The sequence below is a fragment of the Streptomyces sp. a15 genome, assembly GCF_059026085.1.
The window spans coordinates 1-23,200 of record NZ_JBWLKM010000115.1 but is presented as its reverse complement, the minus strand read 5'-3'; the positions used below and the strand labels follow the sequence as shown (position 1 = coordinate 23,200).

Genomic DNA, 23,200 nt, shown 5'->3' with positions numbered 1-23,200 from the left:
ACGCCGGACGCGCCCTGCTCCGCTCCGCATTCCTGCGACAGGTCGCGCTCGGCCTCGCGCTCGGGGTGTTCTTCGGCTCGATGCAGGTGTCCGTCAGCACCCCAACAAGGTGCTCTACCTACATCGAACTCCTCCCTGTGTTCGGGACACACGCACCGACGAAACTGTCGTGCGGCGTCAGCGAGTTGGCGGCCAGGACGCCGCCCAGGTCTGCGGCTCTGATTGCCTCGCGCAACGGGAAACGATCTCCGCCGGCGCGGGAACCGGTCTCCCAGACCGGAACCCTGCTGCTGGTCAAATGGGTTTCGTCGGTGCCCCCATGCGGGGACGCGAACTCGGGTCGGGACCGGTCCCGACTCTGGTCGTTAGCATGGCGGCAAGGTGGCCTGATTTCTGACTGGAGGCACTGACAGTCAGTGCAACACTGCGCGTGGCGCCTTGCCCGACAGGGGAAAACAGATTGTCGAGGACGACCGTGGGCATGTTTTCAAGATGGCGACGTGGCAAGGACTTTGACCTGTCGCCGCTCCGCATTCCCCGCCTTCATGGCGAAGGCACGCTCACTATTGAGGACGTCAGGCCGATGAGCCCATTCCTGATGATGCTCGATGGCGAGCCGACGGCAATAGTGAGGCTCGATGAACTCCCCGAAGTCGAGGTCACAGATCTAGCGAAAGCGGTCCGGGATGACCGCTGCCTCCTGGCGGCGGGGTACAAGTTGTATTCCACTTACCCAATATTGATCTTCTCTGTGTTCATATACGACTCGCCGAATGGCTCGCTCACAGTGGAGGGGTATCGTGACGTCACGTCGGCCGATATCCAGGACTTCGTCGTAGGTCTTGGCGGAAGCGGCGGGCAAGGGCGTGTACTCCTGTATACCGGTGATCCGCCCGGGCTGGTCAGCTCGGGCAAATTCGCACTCCGGATTCCCCCGTTGATCGCTCCAGTCAGTTTCCCATGCCAGGCGAGTCGCCTTGACCTTAAGCGCCTCTGGCTGATGTTCAAGATCGCTGGTCAACAGCGATCCAGGATTCCTGAGGATATTCTCAACTTCGGCGCCGCCGTCACGACTCACATGAAGAGAGAGCCGAACATGTCAGCCAGGTCGACATTTGACGCATCGGGTGTGGTGAGCGCATCAAGTCCCGATTTCCTTGGGTGAAATGGGCCAGTATCAGGTCCTCGATGCCAGCGGGAAGGGTTATTCCGACCGTGCACTATTCCCCTTCTTCTCCGGCTTGTTGGCCTCGTCTTCGGCTCGGGCGGCGATGTACTCGGCCCAGTCGCGTCGGGCGTAGGCGACCCAGCGGAGTGCGGTGTGGCGGTGCATCCCGGTCACGTCGGCGAGGATCGGGCTGGGGAGGTCAGCGGAGAGGGCGGCCAACGCCGCATTGCGGGTCAAGGTGATCATTCCGGCGCGGGCTGCCCGGAGCAGGTTGGGCAGGCTCCGCCAGCCGCCATCGCGCGGGTCCTCCCCGGCGGCGAGCAGGTCGCAGCCGAGGGCGAGCCGGGCCTCCGTCGCCCGTACTTGCTCCCGGGCCGCGTCCCGCAGGGCGATCCGTTCGGCGTTGGTGAACTCATCCAGCGGCTTCTCTACGCACTCGTCCGCGCCCAGCACGGTCGACCGCAGCACCTCGACGCCCTTCACACCAAGCACGAAGAACTCAAAGCGAAGGCCCAGGCGTTACGCGAAGAATGCGACCGCCTCGCCCTCCAAGTCCAGCAGTTGGCCCGCGTCGTGCAGGTCCTGGGGCTGGAGAACGAGCAGTTGCGGCAGTCCAGCACGCACTCGGTGATCCGGCCCCTTGCCTCGGCGCTGACCGGCCTCCACCTGTCGGGCGTGCCCTTGTTTCGGCACCGGAGAGTGATGGCCGCCGGAGGCGAGCTGACGCCTCCCGTTCGGCCATCACAGTGGTGGGGTCAGTGGCTGGTGAGTTCGCCGGTGAGCTTGCCGTGGAGGTCGGCGCTGGGGTCGTTGAGTCCGATGATCTCGACGGTCTTGCCGCGTTGGGCGTACTTGGTCTCGATCGCGTCCAGGGCGGCGACGGAGGAGGCGTCCCAGACATGCGCCGCGCTCAGGTCGATAACTACCCTGTCCGGGTCGGTGGCGTAGTTGAACTGGCCGACGAGGTCGTTGGAGGAGGCGAAGAACAGCTCACCGGTCACCGAGTACACCACTGTGGCGTGATCGGGGTCGGTGACGGAGGTGACGTTGGCGAGGTGGGCGACGCGCTTGGCGAAGATGACCATCGCGGTGATGGAGCCGACGACGACGCCGATGGCGAGGTTATCGGTGGCAACCACGCAGATCACCGTGATGACCATGACGGCGATCTCGCCCGTCGGCAGGCGCTTGATGGCCTTGGGGGCGATGGAGTGCCAGTCGAACGTCGCGAACGACACCATCACCATCACGGCGACCAGTGCGGCCATCGGAATGTCGGAGACGACCGGGCCGAAGACGATGCACAGCACCATCAGGAACGAGCCCGCCAGGAAGGTGGACAGGCGGGTGCGGGCCCCCGACACCTTCACGTTGATCATCGTCTGGCCGATCATGGCGCAGCCGCCCATGCCGCCGAAGAAGCCGGTGACGATGTTCGCGATGCCCTGGCCGATCGACTCGCGGGTCTTGGAGGAGTGGGTGTCGGTGATGTCGTCGACCAGCTTGGCGGTCATCAGCGACTCCATCAGACCCACCAATGCCATCGCGAAGGCGTAGGGGGCGATGGTGGTCAGCGTGTCCATCGTGAACGGCACGTCGGGCAGGCCGGGCACCGGCAGGGAGGACGGCAGGGCACCCTTGTCACCCACGGTCGGCACGGCGATCCCGGCGGCGACGGTGATGACGGTGAGGATGACGATGGCGACGAGCGGCGCCGGGATCACCGTGGTGATCTTCGGGAAGAACACCATCAGCGCGAGACCGCCGATGATCAGCGGGTACACGGCCCAGGGAACGTCGTGCATCTCCGGCACCTGCGCCATGAAGATCAGGATGGCGAGGGCGTTGACGAAGCCGACCATGACCGAGCGGGGCACGAACCGCATCAGTTTGGCCACCCCGAGCGCGCCGAGGGCGACCTGGATGACGCCGGCGAGGATGACGGCGGCGATCAGGTAGCCCAGGCCGTGCTCGCGGTTCAGCGGGGCGATGACCAGCGCGATGGCGCCGGTGGCGGCGGAGATCATCGCTCGGCGGCCGCCGACGATGGAGATGACCACGGCCATCGTGAACGAGGCGAACAGGCCGATCGCCGGGTCGACCCCGGCGATGATGGAGAAGGAGATCGCCTCGGGGATCAGCGCGAGGGCGACGACCAGGCCGGCCAGCACCTCGGTACGCCAGACCTTCGGATTGCCCAGCCAGTCGGGACGCAGGCCGCGCAGGCGCGCGGCCGGGGACAGTGCGGAAGTAGACAAGGAAGCGGGTACCTGTCGTGCTCAGGCACACCCCACCTAGGGCAGGGGGCGCGCGGGAGAGCGCGGAAGGCCGGGCCGGCATCCCGCGGACGGCCCGCTCGGCGGGCCGGAAGTCTGTCTCGACGAGCAGCCAGCGCAGCCGCGTACGCGGTCGGGGCTCTCGTCAGGGGCGAAGCATCACGGCGGGCAGGCAGCGGCGCAGGGCACCATAAACACGCGCACGCATTTCTCCCGCAAGGCTCGAAGATCTTCGCCGGGGGCACCATCGGCCCCGGCACGGCAGCGGGCCGGACTCGAAGCCCGCACCGCACAGCTGAAGGCGGCGGGCGGCCGCCCCTCAACATCAGCGACTCTACCCTAACGTTAGAGTAGAGGTTGGCAGGATCGGCGGGACGCGACAGCACCAGGGACGAGAAGGGCCAGGACCACGGGCGTGGACAGCAAGCACATGCAGATCGGCGAGGTCGCCACACGGACCGAGCTGTCCCTGCGCACCATCCGCCACTACGAGGAGACCGGCCTGGTCATCCCCTCCGCCCGCTCCCAGGGCGGCTTCCGCCTCTACACCGAGGCCGACATCGCCCGCCTCATGGTCATCCGCCGCATGAAGCCACTCGGCTTCACCCTGGACGAGATGCGCGACCTCCTGGACGCCACCGACCGCCTCGACTCCGACGAGCCGGCCGACATCGACGAGCGGGAAGCACTCCTGGAGCGGATAGAGACCTACGAGCAGGCCGCCGCCCAGAGAATCGAGGACCTGCGCGTCCAACTGGCCCGGGCCGAAGACTTCGCCGTCACCCTCCGCGCCCGGCTCGCGGCCGCCAGCCATAAGCAGGGCGCCTCGGCCTGATCACCGGCCGACTGCCAGCACAGCACCGCGCGTCGCACACGGAGCGGCCGCCGACACCGGGGGCTTCACGAGGTGCCAGCCCGGACGCGGAACGTCAGCCCCTCCGGGCTGCTCAGACGCTGGTCCTCCAGACCTGCGTGATCCGGCCCGCACGACACCTCCTGCCCCAGGCCGCGTACCCGGGCGGCAACAGTGTCCGGGGCTTCGACGCCGACTGCCAGCTCCCATCGGGGTGCGCAGTCGGCGGGGCCGTGCGCCAGGACGAAGTCCGCGCAGCTGGGGACTGCACCGAGCATTTCCCGGTAGAGCGGCGGGCCTGCTCGGGGTGGGTGCAGGCCAGGATCATGCGCTGCGGTGCGCTCGCCGACGGGAGCCACCGGTTGGAGGGTTGTGTCTGCCACAGGGAGAAGACCGCGCCGACGGGATCGATCAGGGTCGCGATGCGGCCCTGATCCCCGGCGTCGAAAGGGGCGAGCACGAGTTGGGCGCCTGCTGCCGTGGCGACTTCGGTGCGGGCTTCGATGTCATCGACAGCGAGGTAGTAGGAGATGTGCGCGGGAGTGCCCGGCGGGTAGAGCGGACCGCTGAGGTCGCTCACGCCGCCGATCCGATGACCGTCGGCGAAGATCTTCGTCGCGCGGCGCCAGTCGCCTTCGTCCGCCGCGAACCGCCAGCCCAGCACAGCAGAGAAGAAGGCTGCGGTGCCCGGCACGTCGTGCGTCTTGAGGTCCATCCAGCAGAACTCGTTCAGCGCACCGAGATGAGGTGTCATCAACTGCCTGCTCCTTGCCGCGTCGACCAGCTGCCGTAGTAGCTGACCTGCTGCTCCCTCAGCAACCTTTTTTGGGCAGGTAGCCGTGGAGGAACGCCCGCACCCCGGCGGTGATGAGCGCGGTGCGGGCCGGGGCGGACAGAGCAGCCGCGCCGTAGTGGCTGCGCTCGGACACTGCGCCGGAGGTCAGCAGTAAAAAGTGGTCGGCCGTCAGAGAGGCGTCGGCCACCTCTAGGACGCCGAGGCCGGCCAGGCGGCGCAGCTGGTGGGCGAGTTCGCGCTGGGTGCGCTGCGGCCCCGCCCGGTCCCACGCCTGGAGCAGGCCGCGCGGCAGGTGCGCGGCCTCGGCCCGCATCCGGCGCACCACGGCGAAGTGGTCGGCGAACTCGGCACGTGGCCTGTTCCACGCCGTGGCCAGAGCGAGCAGGGCCACCTCCAGGCGGCGCGGATCGCTCACCGGGCCCAGGTGGCGTTCGGTGAGCTCGACCAGGACGTCGGCCACCCGCGTGGAACTCTCCGCGATGACCGCGGCGAACAACTCCTCCTTGCCCGCGAAGTGGTTGTAGATGGTGCGGGTGGACACCCCCGCCTCTGCGGCGATCGTCTCGATGCCGGCGGCGGTGAAACCCTCGCGGCCGAACACGGCGCGGGCCGCGCCGGTGATGGCCTCACGTTTGGCGATGCGGCCCCCCGGCGCAACCATCGGTGCGGGCACGCGCACTCCCTACTTTCTGGGGATGGTCAACCCCAGCAAACGGAGAAGAAGGCCACCGGCACCGCCCGCCCGGATACCGGCGAGGACGCAGCTGCGGCGCGCACGCGCTGGGGGACGGTCACCGTCTCCGCGCTGGCCACGCTGCTGGTGGCCAGCGAACTGAGCATGGCGGCCTTCGCGCTGCCGCTCATCGCCCGCCGACCTGGACGTCACCGGCAGCGCGACCGCCTGGGTGCTGTCGGCCTACCAGCTGCCCATGGCCGCACTGGCCCTGCCCGCCGGCCGCTGGGTCGACCACAGCGATCCCCGGACCGTGTTCGCCGCGTCCCTGACCCTGGCCGCCGCGACCAGCGTGCTGGCCTCCACCGGCCCACAGTTCTGGATCCTCCTGCTCGCCCGGGTGCTCCAGGGAGTCGCCGCAGCCGCCTACCTCGCCGTCTACCTGCCGGTGGTGACCCTGGCCGTGCGGCCGGGCCAGCGGGGCCGGGCCACGATCATGAAGGTCGGCAGCATCGCCGTCGCCCCGCTCGGCGGCTGGCCCGCCGACGCCTACGGATGGCGTGCCGGGAGCGTGACACGGGTCAGCAGTACCGTGGCCATGAACAGTTCCCGGGAGACGGGGCATCAGCCCGCCGAAACCCGCGGTCACACGAAGGAGTCGGAGTCCGCTTCGTGGGACGCGGCCCAGGAAGCCAGCAGGTGCAGAGCTCCCTCGGACGGTGACCCGGGTTCGGCTGTGTAGACGGTGAGGGTGAGGCCCGGTTCTGCGGTCATGGCCAGGGCCTCGAAGGCGAGGGTGAGGTCGCCGACGACCGGGTGGTGGAAGCGTTTGATGCCGGTGCCGTGGCGGGTGACGTTGTGAGCGCCCCAGCGGGTGCGGAAGGCGTCGTCGCGGGTGGACAGCTCTCCCACCAGGTCGTGGAGGTCCTTGTCGCGGGGGTTGCGGCCGGCCGCGGTGCGCAGGACGTCCACGGTCATGTCTGCGATGTGGTCCCAGTCGGGGTAGAAGCGGTGGGCCGCGGGGTCGAGGAACTGGCAACGGGCGAGGTTCGGCGGCTGCGGCCCGCTGAAGATGTCGCTGAAGAAGGCGCGGGCGAGCCGGTTGCCGGCGAGCACGTCCAGGCGGCCGTTGTTGACGAACGCGCGCCCGGCGGTGACTGCGTCCAGGGTCCACTGCAGGCTCTTGTGCAGGTTCCGCTGCTTGCTGGGGCGCCGCCTTGGCCGGGCGAGCGTGTCGGAGCCCTCGGCGGCTTGGGCCAGGTGGAGTAGGTGGGCGCGTTCGGCGTCGATCGGGCACGGCGGGCGCCGACTACCCACTCGGCCGGCCCGCCTGGGCGTGCTGCCCGGCCGGGCCTGCCAGCGCGTCGACGGCCGCGGAGAACAGCCACGGCAGCCGCTGTGCCAGCGGCACCAGTGCCGCACGAGCCGGTGGCACCCGCGTCGCGCCGAGCAGCGCGTGGGTCAGCCAGCGGTAGCGCCGTGTGAGCTGCCGCCACTCCTGCTCGTAGCCCACCAGATCACCGCTGGTGACGGCCTGGACTGCCGCCGGTGCCTGCGCGAGCGCCAGTGCGATGCCCTCACCGGTCAGCGCGTCGACGTAGCCGGCGGCATCGCCGACGAGCAGCACTCGGCCGGCGGTGCGCGCGCTTGTGCCCTGGCGGAGCGGGCCCGCCCCGCGCACCGGTCCGGCGTGCCCGGCCCCGGCCAGCCGCTCCCGCAGCTCGGGGAAGGCGGAGAGGTGGTCGTCGAATGACCCGCGGGCGGTGGTGAGCACCGCGACACCCACGAGGTCGTCGGCCACCGGGGTCACGTAGGCCTCCGCGCGTCGAGCCCAGTGCACCTCGACGTGGTCGCTCCAGGGGGCGAGCCCGTAGTGGCGCCGCAGCCCGTGCCGGGGGCGGGCCCGGTGTGGCCGGTCGAGCCCCAGGGCCCGGCGGATCGGAGAGTGCAGGCCGTCGGACGCGACGAGGTGGCCGGCACGGGTGCCGTCGACCGACACACCGTCCTCGTCCTGCGTGACACGGCGCGCAGTGCGCTGCTCGACGCGTACGCCCGCGGCCAGCACCATCTCACGCAGCGCCGCGTGCAGCGTCGTGCGACGCACCCCGCGGCCCGGGCCCGCGCTGAAGTCGGCATCGACCCGGCGCGGTCCGGCGACGTAGCGGATGCCGCGCAGGTCGTGCCCCGGCGGGCGCAAGCCGAGCGCTGCCAAGGCGGTGACGGCACCCGGCATCAGTCCCTCGCCGCACGCCTTGTCGACGGTGCCGGCGCGCTGCTCCCACACGGCGACGTCGAGCCCCGCCCGGGCCGCGTGCAGGGCTGTGGCCAGGCCTGCGGGCCCCCCGCCGACGATGAGCAGGTCCATGTGCGTCTCCTTCATGCCAGTTGTGCCAGGGCGGCGTCCTCGGCGCGGATGCGGGTGGCGAGCAGGAACCCGTTCAGCGCGGTGAAGACAACCGCCGTGACCCAGGCCGAGTGCACCAGGGGGAGCGCGAGCCCCTCCACGACCACGGCGACGTAGTTGGGGTGTGGGATCCAGCGGTAGGGGCCGCCCGTCACACGTGCAGCGCCCGGCACGACGATCAACCGGGTGTTCCACTGCCGTCCCAAGGTGGCGATGCACCACCAGCGCAACGCCTGCGAGGCCGCGACGAGGGCGAGCATGGTCCAGGCGAGGACCGCTGCCGCGTCCGGTCGGCGCATCCACACCTCCACGAGCGCGCCGACGAGCAGGCCCGTGTGCAGCACCACCATGAACGGGTAGTGCCCCCGTCCGGACTCCACGCCGCTCTGCGCGAGGCTGAAGGCGGCATTGCGTTGGGACACGGCCAGCTCGGCGACCCGCTCCAGGCCGACGGCCAGGACCAGGACGGTGAACAGGATTTCGCTGCTCACTGCTCACCACCCGGAGCGCGCAGGAGCACGAGCTCGGAACAGAAGCCCGGGCCCATGGCGAGCATGAGCCCGTAGGAGCCGGGCGGGGGCGGGCGGTTGGCCAGCGTGTCCGCCATGACGTGCAGCACCGAGGCGGAGGACAGGTTCCCGATCCGGCGCAGCGAGTCCCAGGTCACGCCCAGGGCGTCCCGCTCGACCCCGAGGGCGTCCTGCAGCGCTTCGAGGACTTTGGGACCGCCGGGGTGCGCCACGTACCAGCCGAGGTCGTCGCGGGTCAGCCGGTGGTCGGCGAGGAAGCCGCGGACGTCGTCGCCGACGTGACGGCGCACCAGGTCGGGGACCGAGGCGTCAAGCACGATCCTCAGCCCGCCGGAGCCGACGTCCCAGCCCATCATGCGCTCCGAGTCGGGGTAGAGACGGCTGCGCGACGCGAGGACCTCGGGACGAGCCGGGTCGTCGGACAGCGCGAGCGCGTGCTCGGCCCCGACGGCGACCACCGCCGCGGCACCGTCCCCGAACAGGCCGCTCGCCACGAGGTTGGCGACCGAGGTGTCGTCGCGCTGAAGCGTGAGCGAGCACACCTCGACCGACATCAGCACCGCGACACCGTCCGGGCGGCCACGCAGCAGGTCGTGCAGGCGGGCGACACCGGCCACGCCCGCTACACACCCGAGGCCCACGAGGGGCAGGCGCACCACATCGGGCCGCAACCCGATCTCCGCTGCGACGCGTGCCTCGAGCGAGGGGACGGCCAGGCCGGTCACCGTGCACGACACGATGTAGTCGACGTCGGCCGGTGTGAGGCCGACCTCCTTGAGTGCGTCGACGACCGCGCGAGCGCCGAGCTCGACGCCGGCCCGGATGAAGACGTCGTTCGACTGGCCGAAGTCCTCGAGCCGGGCGTACTCCGCCAGCGGGAGCACGGTGTGCCGGGTCTCGACGCACACGTTGCGGTGGAACCGTTCCACGATGCCGCGGTTGACCCTGTCCCTGACCAGCGTGGTGGTGAAGGACTCGGTGATCTCCTCCTGCCGGTGGCGGTGCTCGGGCAGGACGCCGCGGACGCTGAGGACGCGCATGGTCATGCAGGCTCCTGTGGTCGGCTGGTCGGGCGGGTGGACGCGCCGAGTGCCCGACCGAGGCCGAGCGCGACGGTCGGGGTGAGCCGGCCCCGGGCGAGACCGAGCTCGACGAGGTCGTCGAAGACACGCTGATCGGCGGCCGAGGCGCGCAGCCCGGCCTCGAGAAGGCGTGTGCTGCGGGTGAGCCAGGCGGCCAGCGCGGTGTGGCGCAGGTGGGGCAGCAGGATCCGGCGGGTGGCGCGAGCGTACCGCTCCCCCGCCCGCTCAGGTCGTCCCTCGCGCCGGGCCGCGGCTGCCGCGCGGCCGGCCGCGACGCCAGTGGCCACGGCGCAGTAGATGCCCTCGCCGGTCAGCGGGTTCACCAGGCCGGCAGCGTCGCCCGCGAGCAGCACGCGGCCCGTCGGAGGGCACCAGCGCGCCGTCGAGAGCGGCAGGTGGTGCCCGACCCGGTGCTGCCCGCCCTCGGCCGCGCCGGGCAGGAGCGCCTCGAGGCGCTCGATCAGCTGGGCGCGGGTCGGCGCCGGACGGTCCTGGTGAAGGACCTCGCCATACCTGACGTTGGCGTGGCCGTCACCGAGGGCGAAGGACCAGGCGTACGACGGCTGGTGCCGGGTGCCGAACTCGATGACCTGTGTGACGCGCCACCCGGGTGCGACCGGGGCGTAGCAACGCAGCGCGAGGGCCACTGGGCCCCGGGGCCGGCCGAGCACGCGTCGGACGACTGAGTGGACGCCGTCGGCACCGACGACGACCGCGGCGGAGATGTCGCCGTCCCGGACCACCGTGTCGGTGCCCTGGCGAAGGTGGTTCCCGACCTGGTGCCGGAGTGGCCGGGCACCGGCGCCGACCGCCGCGTCGACCAGTCGGGTGTCGAGCACCCGGCGGGATACGACCCATGGCGGGCGGGCCATCCGCCGCTCGGCGACCAGGCCGTGTCGGCCGAGGCGGAGACGGTCGACCGGGAGCCGGTCGTCGACGAGGCCGGTGACGCCGACCTCGGCCAAGAGGTCGAGGACGTGCGGAGCCATGCCGTCGCCGCAGACCTTGTCCCGTGGAAATTCCGCCCGGTCCAGGAGAGCTGCGCGCAGGTCCGCATCGGCGCTCATCGCGCCCAGGGCGGTGACTGCGCCGGCCGGCCCGTCGCCTACCACCGCGAGGCCGAAGTGGTGGGGCGAGGGCGTCATCAGCCGGCCGCCACGAGCAGCACGACGTCGAGCAGAGCGATGGCCACCGCAGCCCGGAAGGGAGTACGACCGCGGGCGACCAGCGTGAGCAGTGCGAGGGCGGTCACCAGTGCGAGGACCGCCCACGCCCACGCCGGGGGCGTTCCCGCGGGGCCGAGCACGGCGAGCAGCGAGGCGGCGGGCAGCAGCACGGCGGCGAGGACGCGCGAGAGACGTTCGCCGATTCGGTGTGGAAGGCCGCGGACGCCGGTACGTTCGTCGTCGGCGAGGTCGGGCAGCGTGTTGAGCAGGTGCGCCCCGACACCGAGCGCGGCGCCGGCACCGGTCATCCACAGCGGCGCCCAGCCCTGGGCGGGGCCGGCGAGGGTGACGACCGAGGGCAGCGTCCCGACGCCGCAGGCGTACGGCGCCCAGGACCACGCGGTCGCCTTGAGCCCGAGGTTGTAGGCGTGGCCCGCACCGGTGGCAAGGGTGGCGTTGACCAGCGCACTGCGCCAGCCGGCGAGCGCGGACAGCACGAGGCAGGCGAGTGCGGCCACGACCAGGGCTCGTACCACCCAGCCGGCCGGGAGGGCTCCGGTGGCCAACGGCTTGTCGGTGCGACCGACGGCGCGGTCGCGACGGAGGTCCAGCAGGTCGTTGCCCCAGCCGATCGTGAGCTGCCCGGTGAACACCGCCGCGGTGACCGCGACGGCGTCGAGCGGGTACAGGTCGGCGCGGAGTGCGAGCAGGCCCGCGATGACGGTGACCGCGAGGGCCGGCCCGCCGTGGGCGGCGGCGAGCAGCGCGGCAGCGGGCGGCGGTCCGGGGCGCGCCGGGACCACGCGGGTGGTCACGGGCATCGCCGCACCTCGACCGGCCTGCAACGGATCGTGCCGCCGAACGCGCCTAACGCGCCGAGCACCGTGCGTGGGCGTAGCACGGGCGTCCTGCCGGACCCAGCGTCCTTCATGCTCTCGACCACCTCGGTCAACACGTCCGGGCGGTCCTTGGCCGGGGTCCAGCCGGACTCCGTGCGCGCGGGGGTCGTGTCTGTCATCGGGAGTAGGGAGCCCACGTTGAGCCACACGGTTTCGACCTGCGGCAGGCGCACGTGCCAGGGGGCCGACATGGCGGCGCCGATCACCGCGGAGGGCGCGGGCACCAGCCTGGCGCCGAACACGTCCGCGATGACCGCCGCGGTCACGGGCGTGCCGGCAATCGGACGGAACCGACCGCCCGCGCGCTGGTGGAACACGGCGGCGATCACCTCGGCGATGTCCTGGGTGTGGACCATCCGGATGGTCAGCCCCCGGTCCACCGGCAGGACCGGCAGCAGACCGAGCGCCTTGGCGGGCACGCCGTACCGGAGCAGGGCGATGACTGCGGCGCCCCGGCCGACGATCCCCGGCCGCAGGCGGGTGAAGAGCGAGCCGGTGCCGGAGGCCTCGTACTGGTGAAGGAGACGCTCGGCCGGCGACTCGTGCCGACTGCAGCACGAGCCGTGCACGCCCTCGCTGGGTCAGGACTCTTCGACTGGCCGGTCGTCCTGCGTCGGCGAGCAGGCGCTGGGCGAGGACATGTGGAACAGCCGCAGTACGCCGGCCTCGGCGACGGCTCGGAGCACGCGGCGGGTGCGCCAATGCCGATTCCGGCGAGGTAGGTGAGGTGGAGGGACGGAGGGAAGCCCCAAGAGCCAGGTGGACGAGCGTGCCCGCGCCGGCAAACGCCTCGACGGGCGTCCCGTGGCAGGACTCGCCGCTCAGGCCGACCGAGCGCCAGTCGTCGCCGCGGCTGTCGGAGCCGTCGGGCAGCCGCCGGGCCAGGCCGAGGAGGTCGAGCGTGCCCGCGCCACGCGGGCGTCGTTCGGCAGCGGAGCCGATGTTTCCCGCCACACGTGTGACCATGATGCGCATGCAGGATCGCTGCCACGTTGCCCACCCGTTCACACGAGCCACTCCGGCATCCGGCGGACGTCGGCATCGTCGGCAGCCCTCGGCTGCGCTGTGCGTCGTGCTCTCCTCCGCCTCGCTCCCGAGGCCCTGAAGGCATTGGCCGACGGTGACATGGAGCTCAATACCACGGCTCCGGTGCGAGCACCCCCATCCGCGCAGTGAGCTGCGAGGTCACGACAGTCACGTACGAGTGGTGAGGACTTCCACAACGCCGCCATCCGGTGCCGGGACACCGCCCTCCCGCCGCAGACGACGACGGCGCAGAATGGGGCCATGGACATGGACGTCCTCACCCTTTCCGGCGTGCGGGACAGGCTCGGCAAGGCACTCTTCAGCCGCGTCGCGGGGCCCGACGGTCCCGCCAACCGTGCTCGCATCCACAACACCCCGGGGCCGCGGTGGTTCGACGAGAAACGGCCCATCCGCGTCGTGCACGGCGATGCCTCCATGTTCATCGGCGGACTGCGCGCCCTGCTGCTGCAATCCCTGCACCCGCTGGCCATGGCCGCCGTGGCCGCTCATTCCGGGTACCGCGGCGACCCCTGGGGGCGGCTGCAGCGCACCAGTACGTTCCTCGCCGTGACGACCTTCGGAACCGCCGAAGACGCCCGCAGTGCCGTCGAACGGGTCCGCGCCGTCCATGAGCGGGTCAAGGGGGTGACAGCGGAGGGCGAGCACTACCAGGCCGCCGATCCGCACCTGCTCGAGTGGGTGCATGTCACCGAGACGGACAGCTTCCTGCGGGCCCACGAGCGCTTCGGGGCCCGGCCCCTCACACCCGCCGACTACGACGCCTACGTGGCGGACACGGCGAAGGTGGCGACGGCCCTCGGAGTGCCGGACCCGCCCCGGACACGGGCGGAGCTCGAGGCACGCCTGGCCGCGTACCGTCCGGAACTCCGTGCCACCCCGGAGTGCCGGGCGGCCGCGCGCTTCCTGCTGGTACAGCCACCGCTGCCACTTGCCGCCCGGCCCGCCTACGCCCTGCTCGCCGCCAACGCGGTGACGTCCCTCCCGGAGTGGGCCCGACGATTGCTGGGGCTTCCGCGCGTTCCCGTGCTCGAGGATGTCGCGATACCCCTCACCGGCCATGTCCTGACCAGGGCGATCAGGTGGAGCATGAATCCCCCGCCCTCGGCCGACGCCTGGGGACGGCGCGTCGCCACCCGCCGACCGTACGCGGCGGGGTCCAGGGAACCGCCTGTAACCGGCCAGCCGCGCCGGTGAAACGCCGCGGGGCTTTCCCGAGACTTCTCCACCTGCTCGCACAGGCCAGTGACGGCAGGCGACGCGAAGGCGGTCGCAGCGGATGAGTACACACGCCGGGCCGTATCCGAGCACTGCGGGCAGACCTGCTCGGCCGGCGCCGAGCTGATCGGAGGCTTTACGCCGAACGGTCCGCAGCGATCCCAGGGATACTTCTGTCGGTGGTGGTGTCCGAGCCGACGCTGGCTGTGAATGACATCTTTTGCCCCAGCCGACCCGCGGGCGGAACGCTTGGGTTCTATAGGTCTGGCTGTTGCCGCCGGAACCCTGGGTTGGTCGCTGCGGACCTCGCGCGAGAACGTAGACGAACAGGCTCGCCATGACTACGGCGCCTGCCCACTGGGCCTGCCGCCAGCCATCGACGAAGGGCTCTTGGGCGGCTCGGGTCAGCGCCTGCGCCTGGGGGCCGACCGCGTCGGCGGCCGCGCGGGCGTTGGCGACGCCCTCGCGGGCGGTGTCGCCGGCGTCGCCCGGCACTCCGTCGAGCCGGGAGTCGATGGCGCCGCGGTAGCCCGGCGGTCAGGACCGCTCCGAGCAGCGCGGCACCGAGCGCGGTGCCGAACCCCCGGGTGACGTCGCGTTGAGCGCGGACGCGACACCTTGGCGCTCACGCGGCAAGGCGGTGGTCATGGCCTAGGTGGAGGGCGTCGTCGTCAAACCCATACCGAGTCCCATGGCGAGCATGCCGGGGAGGATCGGGCGGTAGCCGCCGTGGACGGAGACGAAGGTGGCCGTGAGGACCAGTCCCGCGCCGCTCAGGAAGACCCTGAGGCCATCGTCCAGCGGCTGCCGATGCGAGCGGCTGCCTGCGGGGCGAGGCCGGAGGCGAACATCATCAGCAGCGCCACCGGCATGAGCGCCAGGGTGGAGCGAAGGCCGGACCAGCCGAGCACCGCCTGGAAGTATGGGATGAGGACCGCGAAGATCCCTGCCTGCACGCCGAGGACCGTCAAGAGCGACAAGGAACCGCTCGCGCGACCTCGCTCGCGGAACAGGCGGACGTCGAGGAGTGCAGCAGGTGCAGGGTCTTGGCGATCCGCCCGTACTCGGCGAATGCCTGACCCAGTGGGGTCGGCCGCCCCTCCCGGCCGAACATCCGCAGCTTCAGCCACCTGCGCGGAAGCGCGCTCGTGTCACTGAGCTTGAACTCGGGTTGCCGTCAAGGTGAGTGACGGCCCGATTCCGGAGAGGCGTGAGGCGATGAGGCGGCGCAGATCGCGAAGGGATTCCCGGAGGGGGTGGGCACCGTGACAGCCGGCCCCCGATGGGCTTGTCCCACACCACGCGGGCACCCAAAGGCTCGAACAGGCCGAGCGCCAGGACGAAGTAGACGCCGACCCGGGAAGCCAGAAGACCCAGCCGGCGCTGGACGATCCGGCACTCGGCCAGCACCTCGTCGCCCTGGCCGACTCGTGCGGTCGTACGGTCGTACAGGCCCGCGTCGCCTTCGGCGCGCCAGCGGCGGACCCATGACCATGCCTAGCTTGGTCGCGAGGTGCAGGAACTGGGTCCCCTTGAAGCCGATCTGGAAGGCCTCACCACTGCCCCGGCCGATGAGGGCGCTCGCCTTTCGATCCAGTCCTGGTGATAGCGGTAGAGCGCGCCGGGATGCTTGCGCCCGAGCTCCTCAAGGAAGAAGGGGCCCTGCTGCGTTTCCTCGGTCAGCACGTGACAGCCATCGTCCGTGGGCGTGATTACCCAGCCGTGGTACGCGCTCGAACCGGTTTCGTCGCTGTCGACTACCGTCTCCCACGAGAGCCTGCTGAAGGGCTCGTACTCCGTCACGCTCAGACTCATCGGAAAACCAACCGTCACCCGGCTGTACTTGGTTCCGAGCGCCAGTTCCGGCTCACCACTCAGGATCTTGACCTGATCTTCGGGAGGAAAGTAGCTCGACCAGTTCTCGGCGTCGACGAGCAGCTTCCATACCACTTCAGGCGGCGCCTTCACGTCGATGTCGTTGAGCGCGCAGATAGCAGACGTTTTCGGGTCATACCGCTCGGGCCAATTCACCTTGTCGTACATCGGTCACTTCCCCTTCTTGGACGTTTCGGAAAACGTTTCAAATGCACGTCAACTGACGTGACTGAGGATTGATTCCCCTGCCGCCTGGGCTTTGACCTTCGTATCTGTTGTGACTCCCCCTCAGGAAGTTCCCGGCGTGTCCGGAGGATCCCGGTAATTCCTCGTCCCGGGCGTGGATTCCGGATAGATGACGCAGGCCGCGCCCTGCTGGTGCATTTTTCAGGGCCTGGCACCTCGGGTACGCAGCAGGTCACCCGGAAACCGGACACCGCCTATTGGTGCAACCAGAATCGACAACCCATTGGCCTTGATAGTTTGCTGTCGGAGACGATTGTTCGATGAATCGAGTCTTGGTCGCGGGGAACGCGGGCGCCGGCAAGACTCCTCTGGCCCGCGTGATCGCCTGGCGCGTTATGACGGTCCGGTGGGCTGTGCGTCTCGGATCATCAGTGGTTCACTTCTCGTCCGGCGGGCACCAGATACCGGCCAGTCGGGTCGGGTCGGGTCGCTCAGAGCTCACCGGGAACGGCGAACCGGTAGAACACGCCGCCGAGCGACTGGATACCCATGAGCAGCCAGACTGCGTTTTCGAAGTCGCGGGCTCGTGAGAGATCCCCGACGCGCACGGGGTCGTAGCCGGCGTCACGGATGAGCCGCTCGGTGACCTCGCGGGCGCCCTCGTCCGCGACGTACCAATTGCTCGGCCGCACTCGCTGCTCGCGCACTGCGCCGAACAGTGCTCCGAAGTTCATGTTGAAGCTCTTGGCTACCGGGCCGCCGGTGAAGGACTTCACCTCCTCGGCGTACGACGGAAAGTCGCCATGACGCCGGAATGACGTCCGTTGCGTCGATCGCAATCTTTCCCCCGAGCCCCGTCACCTTGCTCAGGGCAGCCGAGATCTTATCGCCGGGAACTGCAACCAGGACCACGTCCGCGTCCGACGCATCCCCGCCGTCACGGCCGAGTTCCACAACGCCGTGGCCTGCGGTCCGCCAGAGGTTGGCCAGTCCTCCGCCGATCATTCCTCTCCCGATCGTGACAATCTTCATTTTGGTCTCCCTTCGTTTAAACGTTTACATAGGTCGTCGAATGGGTGTGAAGTTTCACGTGCCACTGACGGCCACCGAATTCCTGACAGCGTCCAGACCGGCAGCATGCGAAACAATGGGCTCGTATCCCAACTCGGCTACGGCTTTGTCCGTCCGCAGAACGCAGGGCTGCCCGAGGAACCATCGAGCGGGAACGGGGACCTCGCGAGCGGCGGTCTCGACGTCCAGGTCAGGGATCGGCGTATCGACGCCATAGATCTCGAACAGAGTCTCCATGAACTCGCGCAGGGTGACGCGGTGCCGGTCAGTGACGAAGTAGGCCCGGCCTGGTCGGCCGCGCTGCCATCCGAGGATGAGGCCCTCGACGGCGTTCTCGACGAACGTGACGTCAGTTGTGTGCCGGCCTCCGCCAATCCAAGCGAACTGCCCCGCCTTCGCCGCCGCTACCAGGCCGTCGATAAGGATGCTGTCGGGACCCCAGACGAACCTCGGACGAATCGACACCGTGGCGAAGTCCGGGGCATTCGCGTCGAGCACGATCTTCTCGGCAGCGGCTTTTACCGCACAGTAAGCGGCTTCCGAGTCCGGCCGCAGCGGCGCGGTCTCGTCGACGTCCACGAGTGGGTCGCCGGCGAGGAGCGCAGCTTCGCTCCCGCAGTGGACGAACCGAGGAACCTGCGCGTAGCGGGCTGCGTCGACGGCTGCCTGGGTGCCGTGAACCGACACAAGCTCATGGCGTTCACGGTCAGCGGTGATATCCGTCTCGGCAGCGAGGTGAAACACCACGTCACTGCCCGTCACCTGATTCCGCCACGTGGTCGGGTCGGTCAACTCTCCCCGGACAGGCTCCGCCCCCAGCGCTGACACCTTTGCAGCCGACGCCTGACTTCGGACCAGAGCACGGACCGAGTGCCCCTCGTCGAGGAGCCGACGTACCAGCACCTGGCCGATGAACCCTGAACCGCCCGTGACGAACGTCTGCGCCATGGATATCTCCTTCGCCGAGTGCGAGCCTCCTCGCCTGCCTCGGCGAGAAGGTGTCGTGGGCTGTAGCAACCAGGGACCCCAGGGTCTTCCCTCGATAACATTTATGCTTCGACGGCCTGCGATAAAATTCGTGGATGACTTCTCTTCGGGCCTTGGAGTGCCTTGTCGCGGTCGCAGACTCCGGATCGATCACACAGGCCGCACTGCTGCTGCATTCGTCGCAACCCGCTGTCTCCCACCAGATCGCTTCGCTGGAACGCGAGACCCGAACGATCCTGCTTCGCCGCGAACCCCGGGGGGTCAAGCTCACTCCCGCAGGGCGTGCCGCCCTCGCGGATGCCAGACGAGCGATCGAGGCGGCCGCCGCTGCGGTGAGGTCAGCACGTGCAGCGGGTCAAGCGGCCGGAGGAGTCTTGCGGTTGGCCTGTGCACAAAGCCTCACCGTGGCGCTGCTCGCCCCGGTCATTCGCCAGTGGCACCGCCGCCACCCGGAGGTGGCGATCACCCTGCGTGAATCCACGGCGGTAGACGAGATCCTCGGCTTCATCGACTCCGACGAGGTCGACATGGTGCTGATGTCCACCCCCCTGCCCGGCCGCTTCACGATCACCGCCATAGCCGAGGAAGAGATCGTACTGACGGCACCCACCGGCCACCCCCTGACCGAGCAGCCGGCTGTACGCATCGAGGACCTTGAAGGTGCGCCACTCGTTCACTTCGCACCGGACAACGGCCTCAGTGCCTGGCTCGATCAGTCCTTCGCCCGCGCCGGAGTCCACCCGGAGACGGTGATGAGGACATCGGTTACGGCAGCGGCACCACAGCTCGCGGCCGCCGGTCTGGGAATCGCCGTGTGCCCCGTGAGTGCGGTCAGCGATGGTTTCCCGGGCGCAGTGCGCTCGTTCTCGCCACGGTGGGTCAGGCAGCTGGTGGCGGTGACGTCTGCGGAACCGGATCCGCTCGTCGCACGATTCATCGGCAACCTGCGCACTCACGGCGTGCGTGTTCCGCGCGGCGTGCGAACCCAGCTCGCAGATGACAACTCCACGTCCGCGAAGACGCGACCGTCCTCCTGAGTATCGCCGCGCCAACGCGGTCGGCGATCAGGTCGTTCGCCGGCGACCAGTAGTAGGGCGACGCCGGAACCCATCGAACCGGTGAAGGCCCAGGGCCAATTCAAGTCCTGGGGATCATGGAAACGTGCAGGTCGCTGCGGTGTGACGATCCGTCGGAAGACCGTCACGGACACAACGAAGTCGCCCCGGTCCCCGGCGGGCCCGCCCCGTGGCCGGGAAATTCGGGTGGTGCTCGTCCGGAGGACGTCGATGGAGCTTGCCGCCGAGTCTTGAGCCCGAAACGAAGTCGGACGCAGGGACCGTGTGCAGAAGTCCGGTGATGTTGCCATGAGCACGCAAGAGAGCTTCTTCGAATACTGTGGCCCCGGAAGGGCGGGCACCGCCAGCTGACCGAACCGGGAAGCCTTTGTACTACCTGCTCGAAGCCACTGAAGGCATCGAGCCGTGGCTGCTCAACGCCCAGCACATCAAGACCGTACCTGGGCGCAAGACCGACGTCAGGGACTGCGAGTGGATCTGCCGCCTGGTCGAGCACGGGCTGGTAAGGCCCAGTTTCGTACCGCCGCGCGGCATCCGGCAGTTGCGGGATCTGACCCGCTATCGCACCGAGACTGTCCTGGACCGGGCCAGGGACGTCAACCGGCTGGCGATGTTTCTGGAAGACGCAGGCATCAAGCTCAGCGCGGTGGTCTCCGACATCACCGGCCGGTCCGCCCGGAGCATGCTCGATGCCCTGGTCGCCGGGGAGCGTGATCCGCAAGTACCAGGAGCTTGTCCTCCTGGAGGAGGACAAGCTCCTGGAGACAACAGAGTATGCCGCGCGGGCGGTGTTCCTGAGCCGCCGGGCCAGAGACCCGTACGGCGCAGGCAAGGCGCTTCGGTTGCTGGGACGGAGGGGAGGGCACACCTCTACGCGGTGTCCACGGATGCACGTCCAGGAGCGGCGGCCGACTTCATACGGCAGCACCACGAAGGACTCAACACCGACCGCAGGACAGCCGCCATGGTGCACGCTCTGGAGAAGAAGGAGCAGGAAATCCGGCGCCAGGGCCAGCCGCGGGACAACCGGACGGTGTTGCGGAACGTGATGCGGCACCTGAGAGATCGATCGACGTCTTCCGGCAGTACGGGGACTGGTACAGCGAAGTCCTCACTCCTGTCGACCTCGCCTTCGACCACAGCGCCGCGCACCAGCCCGAACAGGGGTCAGCCGCTCTCGACCGGGCGCAAGGAATCGCGAAGGAGAAGGCGGACCCGCATGCTGAGGCGTTCGTGCTACGTGGCCGCGGAGAGGCGGCGGAGCGCACCGGGCAGTACGACGACGCAGCCTCCGTGTTCGAGCAGGCGTGCCGCCTCTTCCACGAGACCGACGACTTCTATGAGGAGGCGCCGACCCGAAACCGCCTCATCCACGCCCTGGTGGCGGCGGGCCGTATGACGGAGGCCACGGAGCACCTCGCCGCCGCGATGGAGCTGTCGACGCACCGGACCGTGATGGCCACCAACCCCGCCGACGCCGCCGATTAGGCGAGCGTGGCCTCGTTCCTGGACGCCGTGATTCGCAGTTCGACTCAGGCCCGCCGAGGCCCAAACATCTAGGAAGCATCTTCAAGGTGGTTGGATCATTGTGGGACTGACTATCTGGGGCGCGGGCCGCGGCGTAGCCCGCGAGAAAGCGCAGGTTTGCCAACTCCGCTTCCGGCGGCTCGCACCACACCTCGAACGATACCGAGGGCTCGAAGACATCCAGGCCCGTCGTCGGCCAGGCCCGATCCTCCTCGATCTTCCAGTCCGTCCGACGAAGACTGACCGAGACCTGGACGACCACAGGCCACCGTCAACGAGAAAGGGCCATCGGAAACGCGAACCTACACCCACGTCCCCTTGGCGTCCGGGCGCCGGGCGCGGATCGACATAACCGCATGATCGTGGAGTAGCGGCTTTCCGGCTCTCGACTCGCAGTGCCGGAACACCGCGACGATCAGCCCGTCCTTCACCGGGGCACGGTGCTTGCGCCAACGCGATCTGTGCCGTCGACGGAGCCCGGAGCGCTTCAATGAGTGGGCGGTCGCCACACGTGCCTGACAACCCTCGGATACTTGTGAGGCACGTGCGCGAAGCTGGCACTTACCTCATATGCCTTCTCTGAACTTTCTGCCGGCAGCCCGGGGTGACGCAGAGCGGCTGTGTCTCCCTCTGGGTTTCCTGGCTCAGCCCTGCGCGAGTGCGCGACGTGTTCCTGGCATGAGCTCGATGCGGATGTCGTCGCTCTCCCGCAGTACGTATGTCGAGTCGGTGCCCTGCCGCCATCCCACAGCGACGGCGTGGTAGCGCCCGCCGCGCTCGATGATGAGCCTGAGCCCGGTGTACCGGTAGCGGAAGTGGGATTGCTTGCCGAGGTCTTTGGAAGTCAGTCCATGGCCGGTCAGGCTCAGGCGCTCGGTGCTGAAGACGACGACGGCCGTTCTGTCCTCCAGGTGGGCGGCGGTCAGCTTGGCGTCATCTTCACCGAACCGCTGGGCGGCCAGTGCTACGGCCCATAGCAGGCAGACGAGGACTGCGGTGAGTGGCACGCCCCTTGCCCGTATGCCTGCCAAGCGGTTGCCGCCGTTCGCGGCGGGCGACTGGCCCAGGAGGATTCCGGCGGCGAGGAGGACAGGCACCGTCCACTCGTAGGGATGGACGCGTTCCCAGATGAAGAAGGTGGCGATGGAGACGGCGAGCAGCAGCGGGTGCAGGTGGACCAGCCTTCGTGCGACCTGGCGGGGCCTCGCCCAAACGCCGTCTGGCAGACGGCACAGCAGAGTCCGGCTGATCAGTTGTGGGTCTCGCAGCAGGACCACCGCTGCCACCGCGATCAGAACCGCGGGAGCGGTGATCAGCCGTAGGCTTCTCATCGCGAATTCCGGGAAGCTGAGCCCCAGAGTCAGTGCGTCCACGTGGAAGTACGCGTAGTAAGCACGCGCATGGACTACACCGGCGTAGAACAGCAGCACTCCACCGAGCGAGGAGAGCGTCGCGAGATCGGCGAAGTTACCGGCCCCGGCGGACAGGGTGGATGGTTCCTCTTCAGGACTTGAGGGCCTCACGGCGTTGGCGTTGGCGTTGGCGTCGGCGTTGGCGTCGGCTGAGGTGGCTGATTGCACGTGGATTCGCCGTTGGGTGGAGGGGTGGATGTCGGACAGGACGGCGGAGGCGCGTCGGGTTCCGGGACTGGTACCAAGGGGGCGTTGGGTCCTGGGGACATGGCCAACGACGGCTCAGGCACCGGCTCAACGGGGTCCCCGCCGAGCCGTGGGCGCCTGGGAGGTCTGGCTGACGCTTCCGTCTCCGGTCTGCCTGTTGGCTTGGTGGACGGCATTCCTGTGGGAAGAAGGCCGGCCTGAGACATGCCGGCTGTTGGGGACGCGGTGCCTGGTCCACTCGTAGCGGCCTTTGGGAGAGTGCGGGCTCTGGCTGGTTCGTGCTCGCCGGGCGAGGCTGCGCAGCCCGCGGACAACCCGGCAAGAACCGAGACAGTAAATGCGATGCACCGAACCCTCAGGTGCCAAATCTTCATTCACCTAGCTCCCGACTGGACGCTGTGGGGCGTCAGTTTGCCGTCGGTATCGGCATGGCGAGGCTCTGGAGCGAAATTGGCGCATGAAGATCGAATTCGGATGCAGTCTGTAGAGAGTATGAGAAGTGATGATCCATAAGTAACCCTCCCATCGCCCGGGGGGAAGTTTGAGCTTGATCCGCTTTGACGGACATCCGAGATCAGGGGTTCACCCCCGGGAGGATGTCCATCATGGAGAGCATGGGGAACAAGAAGCCTGGGCCTCGTCGTTCGTTCACGCCGGAGTTCAAGGCCGAGATCGTCTAGTGTCTCGTGACCCTGATTGTGTTACTTCGAGTTGTTATTGACGAGTTTCTTCACGCTGGTCTGGACGAGT

Annotated in this window: 22 protein-coding genes and 5 pseudogenes; 7 read left to right on the top strand and 20 right to left on the bottom strand. The window is 69.1% G+C overall.

Annotated elements, in window-relative coordinates; all coding sequences use genetic code 11:
• Positions 1-583 precede the first annotated feature (583 nt).
• Positions 584-1,165: a hypothetical protein gene (locus AC5P09_RS47190; protein ID WP_493879850.1), complete on the top strand. Its 582-nt coding sequence runs from the start codon at positions 584-586 to the stop codon at positions 1,163-1,165.
• Between the two features lie 39 nt (positions 1,166-1,204).
• On the opposite strand, the gene AC5P09_RS47185 is transcribed toward AC5P09_RS47190, so the two are convergent.
• Both AC5P09_RS47185 and AC5P09_RS47180 read right to left on the bottom strand, forming a co-directional pair.
• A complete protein-coding gene (locus AC5P09_RS47185) occupies positions 1,205-1,660 on the bottom strand; it encodes a hypothetical protein (protein ID WP_493879849.1) in 456 nt (151 codons plus the stop codon).
• Between the two features lie 263 nt (positions 1,661-1,923).
• Positions 1,924-3,426, bottom strand: coding sequence for a SulP family inorganic anion transporter (locus tag AC5P09_RS47180; RefSeq protein ID WP_493879848.1), 1,503 nt, complete (start codon positions 3,424-3,426; stop codon positions 1,924-1,926).
• 433 nt (positions 3,427-3,859) lie between these two features.
• Here AC5P09_RS47180 and AC5P09_RS47175 point away from each other — a divergent pair, with 433 nt between their 5' ends.
• On the top strand, positions 3,860-4,279 hold the full coding sequence (locus AC5P09_RS47175; protein ID WP_493879847.1) for a MerR family transcriptional regulator: 420 nt from the start codon (positions 3,860-3,862) through the stop codon (positions 4,277-4,279).
• A gap of 112 nt (positions 4,280-4,391) precedes the next feature.
• Here the strand turns inward: AC5P09_RS47175 and AC5P09_RS47170 are convergent, their stop codons facing one another.
• Genes AC5P09_RS47170 through AC5P09_RS47160 form a run of 3 tightly spaced genes read right to left on the bottom strand, consistent with a single transcriptional unit; the run spans position 4,392 to position 5,957 of the window.
• Positions 4,392-5,051 (bottom strand): VOC family protein, encoded by a 660-nt coding sequence (locus tag AC5P09_RS47170; RefSeq protein ID WP_493879846.1) that lies wholly within the window; start codon positions 5,049-5,051, stop codon positions 4,392-4,394.
• A 58-nt stretch (positions 5,052-5,109) separates the two neighbouring features.
• Complete coding sequence (locus AC5P09_RS47165; RefSeq protein ID WP_493879845.1) at positions 5,110-5,766, bottom strand: TetR/AcrR family transcriptional regulator; 657 nt, start codon at positions 5,764-5,766, stop codon at positions 5,110-5,112.
• A 26-nt stretch (positions 5,767-5,792) separates the two neighbouring features.
• Positions 5,793-5,957 carry a hypothetical protein gene (locus AC5P09_RS47160; RefSeq protein ID WP_493879844.1) on the bottom strand — a complete coding sequence of 55 codons (165 nt, stop codon included), beginning with the start codon at positions 5,955-5,957 and terminating at the stop codon, positions 5,793-5,795.
• 11 nt (positions 5,958-5,968) lie between these two features.
• On the opposite strand from AC5P09_RS47160, the gene AC5P09_RS47155 reads away from it, so the two are divergent.
• Positions 5,969-6,508, top strand: a complete 540-nt coding sequence (locus AC5P09_RS47155; RefSeq protein WP_493879852.1) for an MFS transporter — start codon at positions 5,969-5,971, stop codon at positions 6,506-6,508.
• Here AC5P09_RS47155 and AC5P09_RS47150 read toward each other — a convergent pair.
• The 7 genes and pseudogenes from AC5P09_RS47150 to AC5P09_RS47120 all read right to left on the bottom strand — a co-directional run.
• A pseudogene (locus AC5P09_RS47150) lies at positions 6,412-7,053 on the bottom strand (MmyB family transcriptional regulator); the annotation flags it as partial. The gene AC5P09_RS47155 and the pseudogene AC5P09_RS47150 overlap by 97 nt on opposite strands.
• A gap of 22 nt (positions 7,054-7,075) precedes the next feature.
• Positions 7,076-8,131: an NAD(P)/FAD-dependent oxidoreductase gene (locus AC5P09_RS47145; protein WP_493879843.1), complete on the bottom strand. Its 1,056-nt coding sequence runs from the start codon at positions 8,129-8,131 to the stop codon at positions 7,076-7,078.
• 11 nt (positions 8,132-8,142) lie between these two features.
• Positions 8,143-8,661, bottom strand: coding sequence for an isoprenylcysteine carboxyl methyltransferase family protein (locus tag AC5P09_RS47140; RefSeq protein WP_493879842.1), 519 nt, complete (start codon positions 8,659-8,661; stop codon positions 8,143-8,145).
• Positions 8,658-9,746 (bottom strand): type III polyketide synthase, encoded by a 1,089-nt coding sequence (locus AC5P09_RS47135; protein WP_493879841.1) that lies wholly within the window; start codon positions 9,744-9,746, stop codon positions 8,658-8,660. Before AC5P09_RS47135 ends, AC5P09_RS47140 begins: the two co-directional genes overlap by 4 nt.
• The gene (locus tag AC5P09_RS47130) at positions 9,743-10,927 is read right to left on the bottom strand and encodes an FAD-dependent monooxygenase (RefSeq protein ID WP_493879840.1); all 1,185 of its coding nucleotides are present in this window, start codon (positions 10,925-10,927) and stop codon (positions 9,743-9,745) included. Before AC5P09_RS47130 ends, AC5P09_RS47135 begins: the two co-directional genes overlap by 4 nt.
• Complete coding sequence (locus AC5P09_RS47125; RefSeq protein ID WP_493879839.1) at positions 10,927-11,769, bottom strand: UbiA family prenyltransferase; 843 nt, start codon at positions 11,767-11,769, stop codon at positions 10,927-10,929. The genes AC5P09_RS47130 and AC5P09_RS47125 overlap by 1 nt, the downstream gene beginning before the upstream one ends.
• Positions 11,760-12,416, bottom strand: coding sequence for a Rossmann-fold NAD(P)-binding domain-containing protein (locus tag AC5P09_RS47120; protein WP_493879838.1), 657 nt, complete (start codon positions 12,414-12,416; stop codon positions 11,760-11,762). The genes AC5P09_RS47125 and AC5P09_RS47120 overlap by 10 nt, the downstream gene beginning before the upstream one ends.
• A gap of 724 nt (positions 12,417-13,140) precedes the next feature.
• Here AC5P09_RS47120 and AC5P09_RS47115 point away from each other — a divergent pair.
• Positions 13,141-14,088, top strand: coding sequence for an oxygenase MpaB family protein (locus AC5P09_RS47115; protein ID WP_493879851.1), 948 nt, complete (start codon positions 13,141-13,143; stop codon positions 14,086-14,088).
• Positions 14,089-14,403: 315 nt separating this feature from the next.
• Here the strand turns inward: AC5P09_RS47115 and AC5P09_RS47110 are convergent.
• The 6 genes and pseudogenes from AC5P09_RS47110 to AC5P09_RS47085 all read right to left on the bottom strand — a co-directional run.
• Positions 14,404-15,143: pseudogene (locus tag AC5P09_RS47110) on the bottom strand (MFS transporter); the annotation flags it as partial.
• Positions 15,140-15,229 (bottom strand): annotated as a pseudogene (locus AC5P09_RS47105) (Tn3 family transposase); the annotation flags it as partial. The pseudogenes AC5P09_RS47110 and AC5P09_RS47105, both read right to left, overlap by 4 nt.
• Before the next feature lie 2 nt (positions 15,230-15,231).
• Positions 15,232-15,519 (bottom strand): transposase domain-containing protein, encoded by a 288-nt coding sequence (locus tag AC5P09_RS47100; protein WP_493879837.1) that lies wholly within the window; start codon positions 15,517-15,519, stop codon positions 15,232-15,234.
• Between the two features lie 87 nt (positions 15,520-15,606).
• Positions 15,607-16,152 carry an SRPBCC domain-containing protein gene (locus AC5P09_RS47095; protein WP_493879836.1) on the bottom strand — a complete coding sequence of 182 codons (546 nt, stop codon included), beginning with the start codon at positions 16,150-16,152 and terminating at the stop codon, positions 15,607-15,609.
• A 509-nt stretch (positions 16,153-16,661) separates the two neighbouring features.
• The gene (locus tag AC5P09_RS47090; RefSeq protein ID WP_493879835.1) at positions 16,662-16,946 is read right to left on the bottom strand and encodes a hypothetical protein; all 285 of its coding nucleotides are present in this window, start codon (positions 16,944-16,946) and stop codon (positions 16,662-16,664) included.
• Positions 16,947-17,256: 310 nt separating this feature from the next.
• Positions 17,257-18,189, bottom strand: a complete 933-nt coding sequence (locus AC5P09_RS47085; RefSeq protein ID WP_493879834.1) for an NAD-dependent epimerase/dehydratase family protein — start codon at positions 18,187-18,189, stop codon at positions 17,257-17,259.
• 134 nt (positions 18,190-18,323) lie between these two features.
• Between AC5P09_RS47085 and AC5P09_RS47080 the strand changes: the two genes are divergently transcribed.
• The 3 genes and pseudogenes from AC5P09_RS47080 to AC5P09_RS47070 all read left to right on the top strand — a co-directional run bounded on the left by AC5P09_RS47080 (position 18,324) and on the right by AC5P09_RS47070 (position 20,792).
• Positions 18,324-19,265: a LysR family transcriptional regulator gene (locus AC5P09_RS47080; protein ID WP_493879833.1), complete on the top strand. Its 942-nt coding sequence runs from the start codon at positions 18,324-18,326 to the stop codon at positions 19,263-19,265.
• A 400-nt stretch (positions 19,266-19,665) separates the two neighbouring features.
• A pseudogene (locus tag AC5P09_RS47075) lies at positions 19,666-20,028 on the top strand (IS110 family transposase); the annotation flags it as partial.
• Positions 20,029-20,537: 509 nt separating this feature from the next.
• Positions 20,538-20,792 carry a hypothetical protein gene (locus AC5P09_RS47070; RefSeq protein WP_493879853.1) on the top strand — a complete coding sequence of 85 codons (255 nt, stop codon included), beginning with the start codon at positions 20,538-20,540 and terminating at the stop codon, positions 20,790-20,792.
• A 347-nt stretch (positions 20,793-21,139) separates the two neighbouring features.
• On the opposite strand, the pseudogene AC5P09_RS47065 reads toward AC5P09_RS47070, so the two are convergent.
• Positions 21,140-21,322: pseudogene (locus AC5P09_RS47065) on the bottom strand (relaxase domain-containing protein); the annotation flags it as partial.
• 153 nt (positions 21,323-21,475) lie between these two features.
• Positions 21,476-22,411 carry a hypothetical protein gene (locus tag AC5P09_RS47060; RefSeq protein ID WP_493879832.1) on the bottom strand — a complete coding sequence of 312 codons (936 nt, stop codon included), beginning with the start codon at positions 22,409-22,411 and terminating at the stop codon, positions 21,476-21,478.
• Positions 22,412-23,200 lie beyond the last annotated feature (789 nt).

What these genes read in the sequence shown, in the direction of transcription:
- AC5P09_RS47190 (WP_493879850.1), top strand. Translation starts at nt 584, where the DNA reads ATGAGCCCATTCCTGATGATGCTCGATGGCGAGCCGACGGCAATAGTG.
- AC5P09_RS47170 (WP_493879846.1), bottom strand. Translation starts at nt 5,051, where the DNA reads ATGACACCTCATCTCGGTGCGCTGAACGAGTTCTGCTGGATGGACCTC.
- AC5P09_RS47160 (WP_493879844.1), bottom strand. Translation starts at nt 5,957, where the DNA reads ATGAGCGGCAGCGCGAAGGCCGCCATGCTCAGTTCGCTGGCCACCAGC.
- AC5P09_RS47145 (WP_493879843.1), bottom strand. Translation starts at nt 8,131, where the DNA reads ATGGACCTGCTCATCGTCGGCGGGGGGCCCGCAGGCCTGGCCACAGCC.
- AC5P09_RS47135 (WP_493879841.1), bottom strand. Translation starts at nt 9,746, where the DNA reads ATGACCATGCGCGTCCTCAGCGTCCGCGGCGTCCTGCCCGAGCACCGC.
- AC5P09_RS47130 (WP_493879840.1), bottom strand. Translation starts at nt 10,927, where the DNA reads ATGACGCCCTCGCCCCACCACTTCGGCCTCGCGGTGGTAGGCGACGGG.
- AC5P09_RS47125 (WP_493879839.1), bottom strand. Translation starts at nt 11,769, where the DNA reads ATGCCCGTGACCACCCGCGTGGTCCCGGCGCGCCCCGGACCGCCGCCC.
- AC5P09_RS47115 (WP_493879851.1), top strand. Translation starts at nt 13,141, where the DNA reads ATGGACGTCCTCACCCTTTCCGGCGTGCGGGACAGGCTCGGCAAGGCA.
- AC5P09_RS47095 (WP_493879836.1), bottom strand. Translation starts at nt 16,152, where the DNA reads ATGTACGACAAGGTGAATTGGCCCGAGCGGTATGACCCGAAAACGTCT.
- AC5P09_RS47085 (WP_493879834.1), bottom strand. Translation starts at nt 18,189, where the DNA reads ATGGCGCAGACGTTCGTCACGGGCGGTTCAGGGTTCATCGGCCAGGTG.
- AC5P09_RS47080 (WP_493879833.1), top strand. Translation starts at nt 18,324, where the DNA reads ATGACTTCTCTTCGGGCCTTGGAGTGCCTTGTCGCGGTCGCAGACTCC.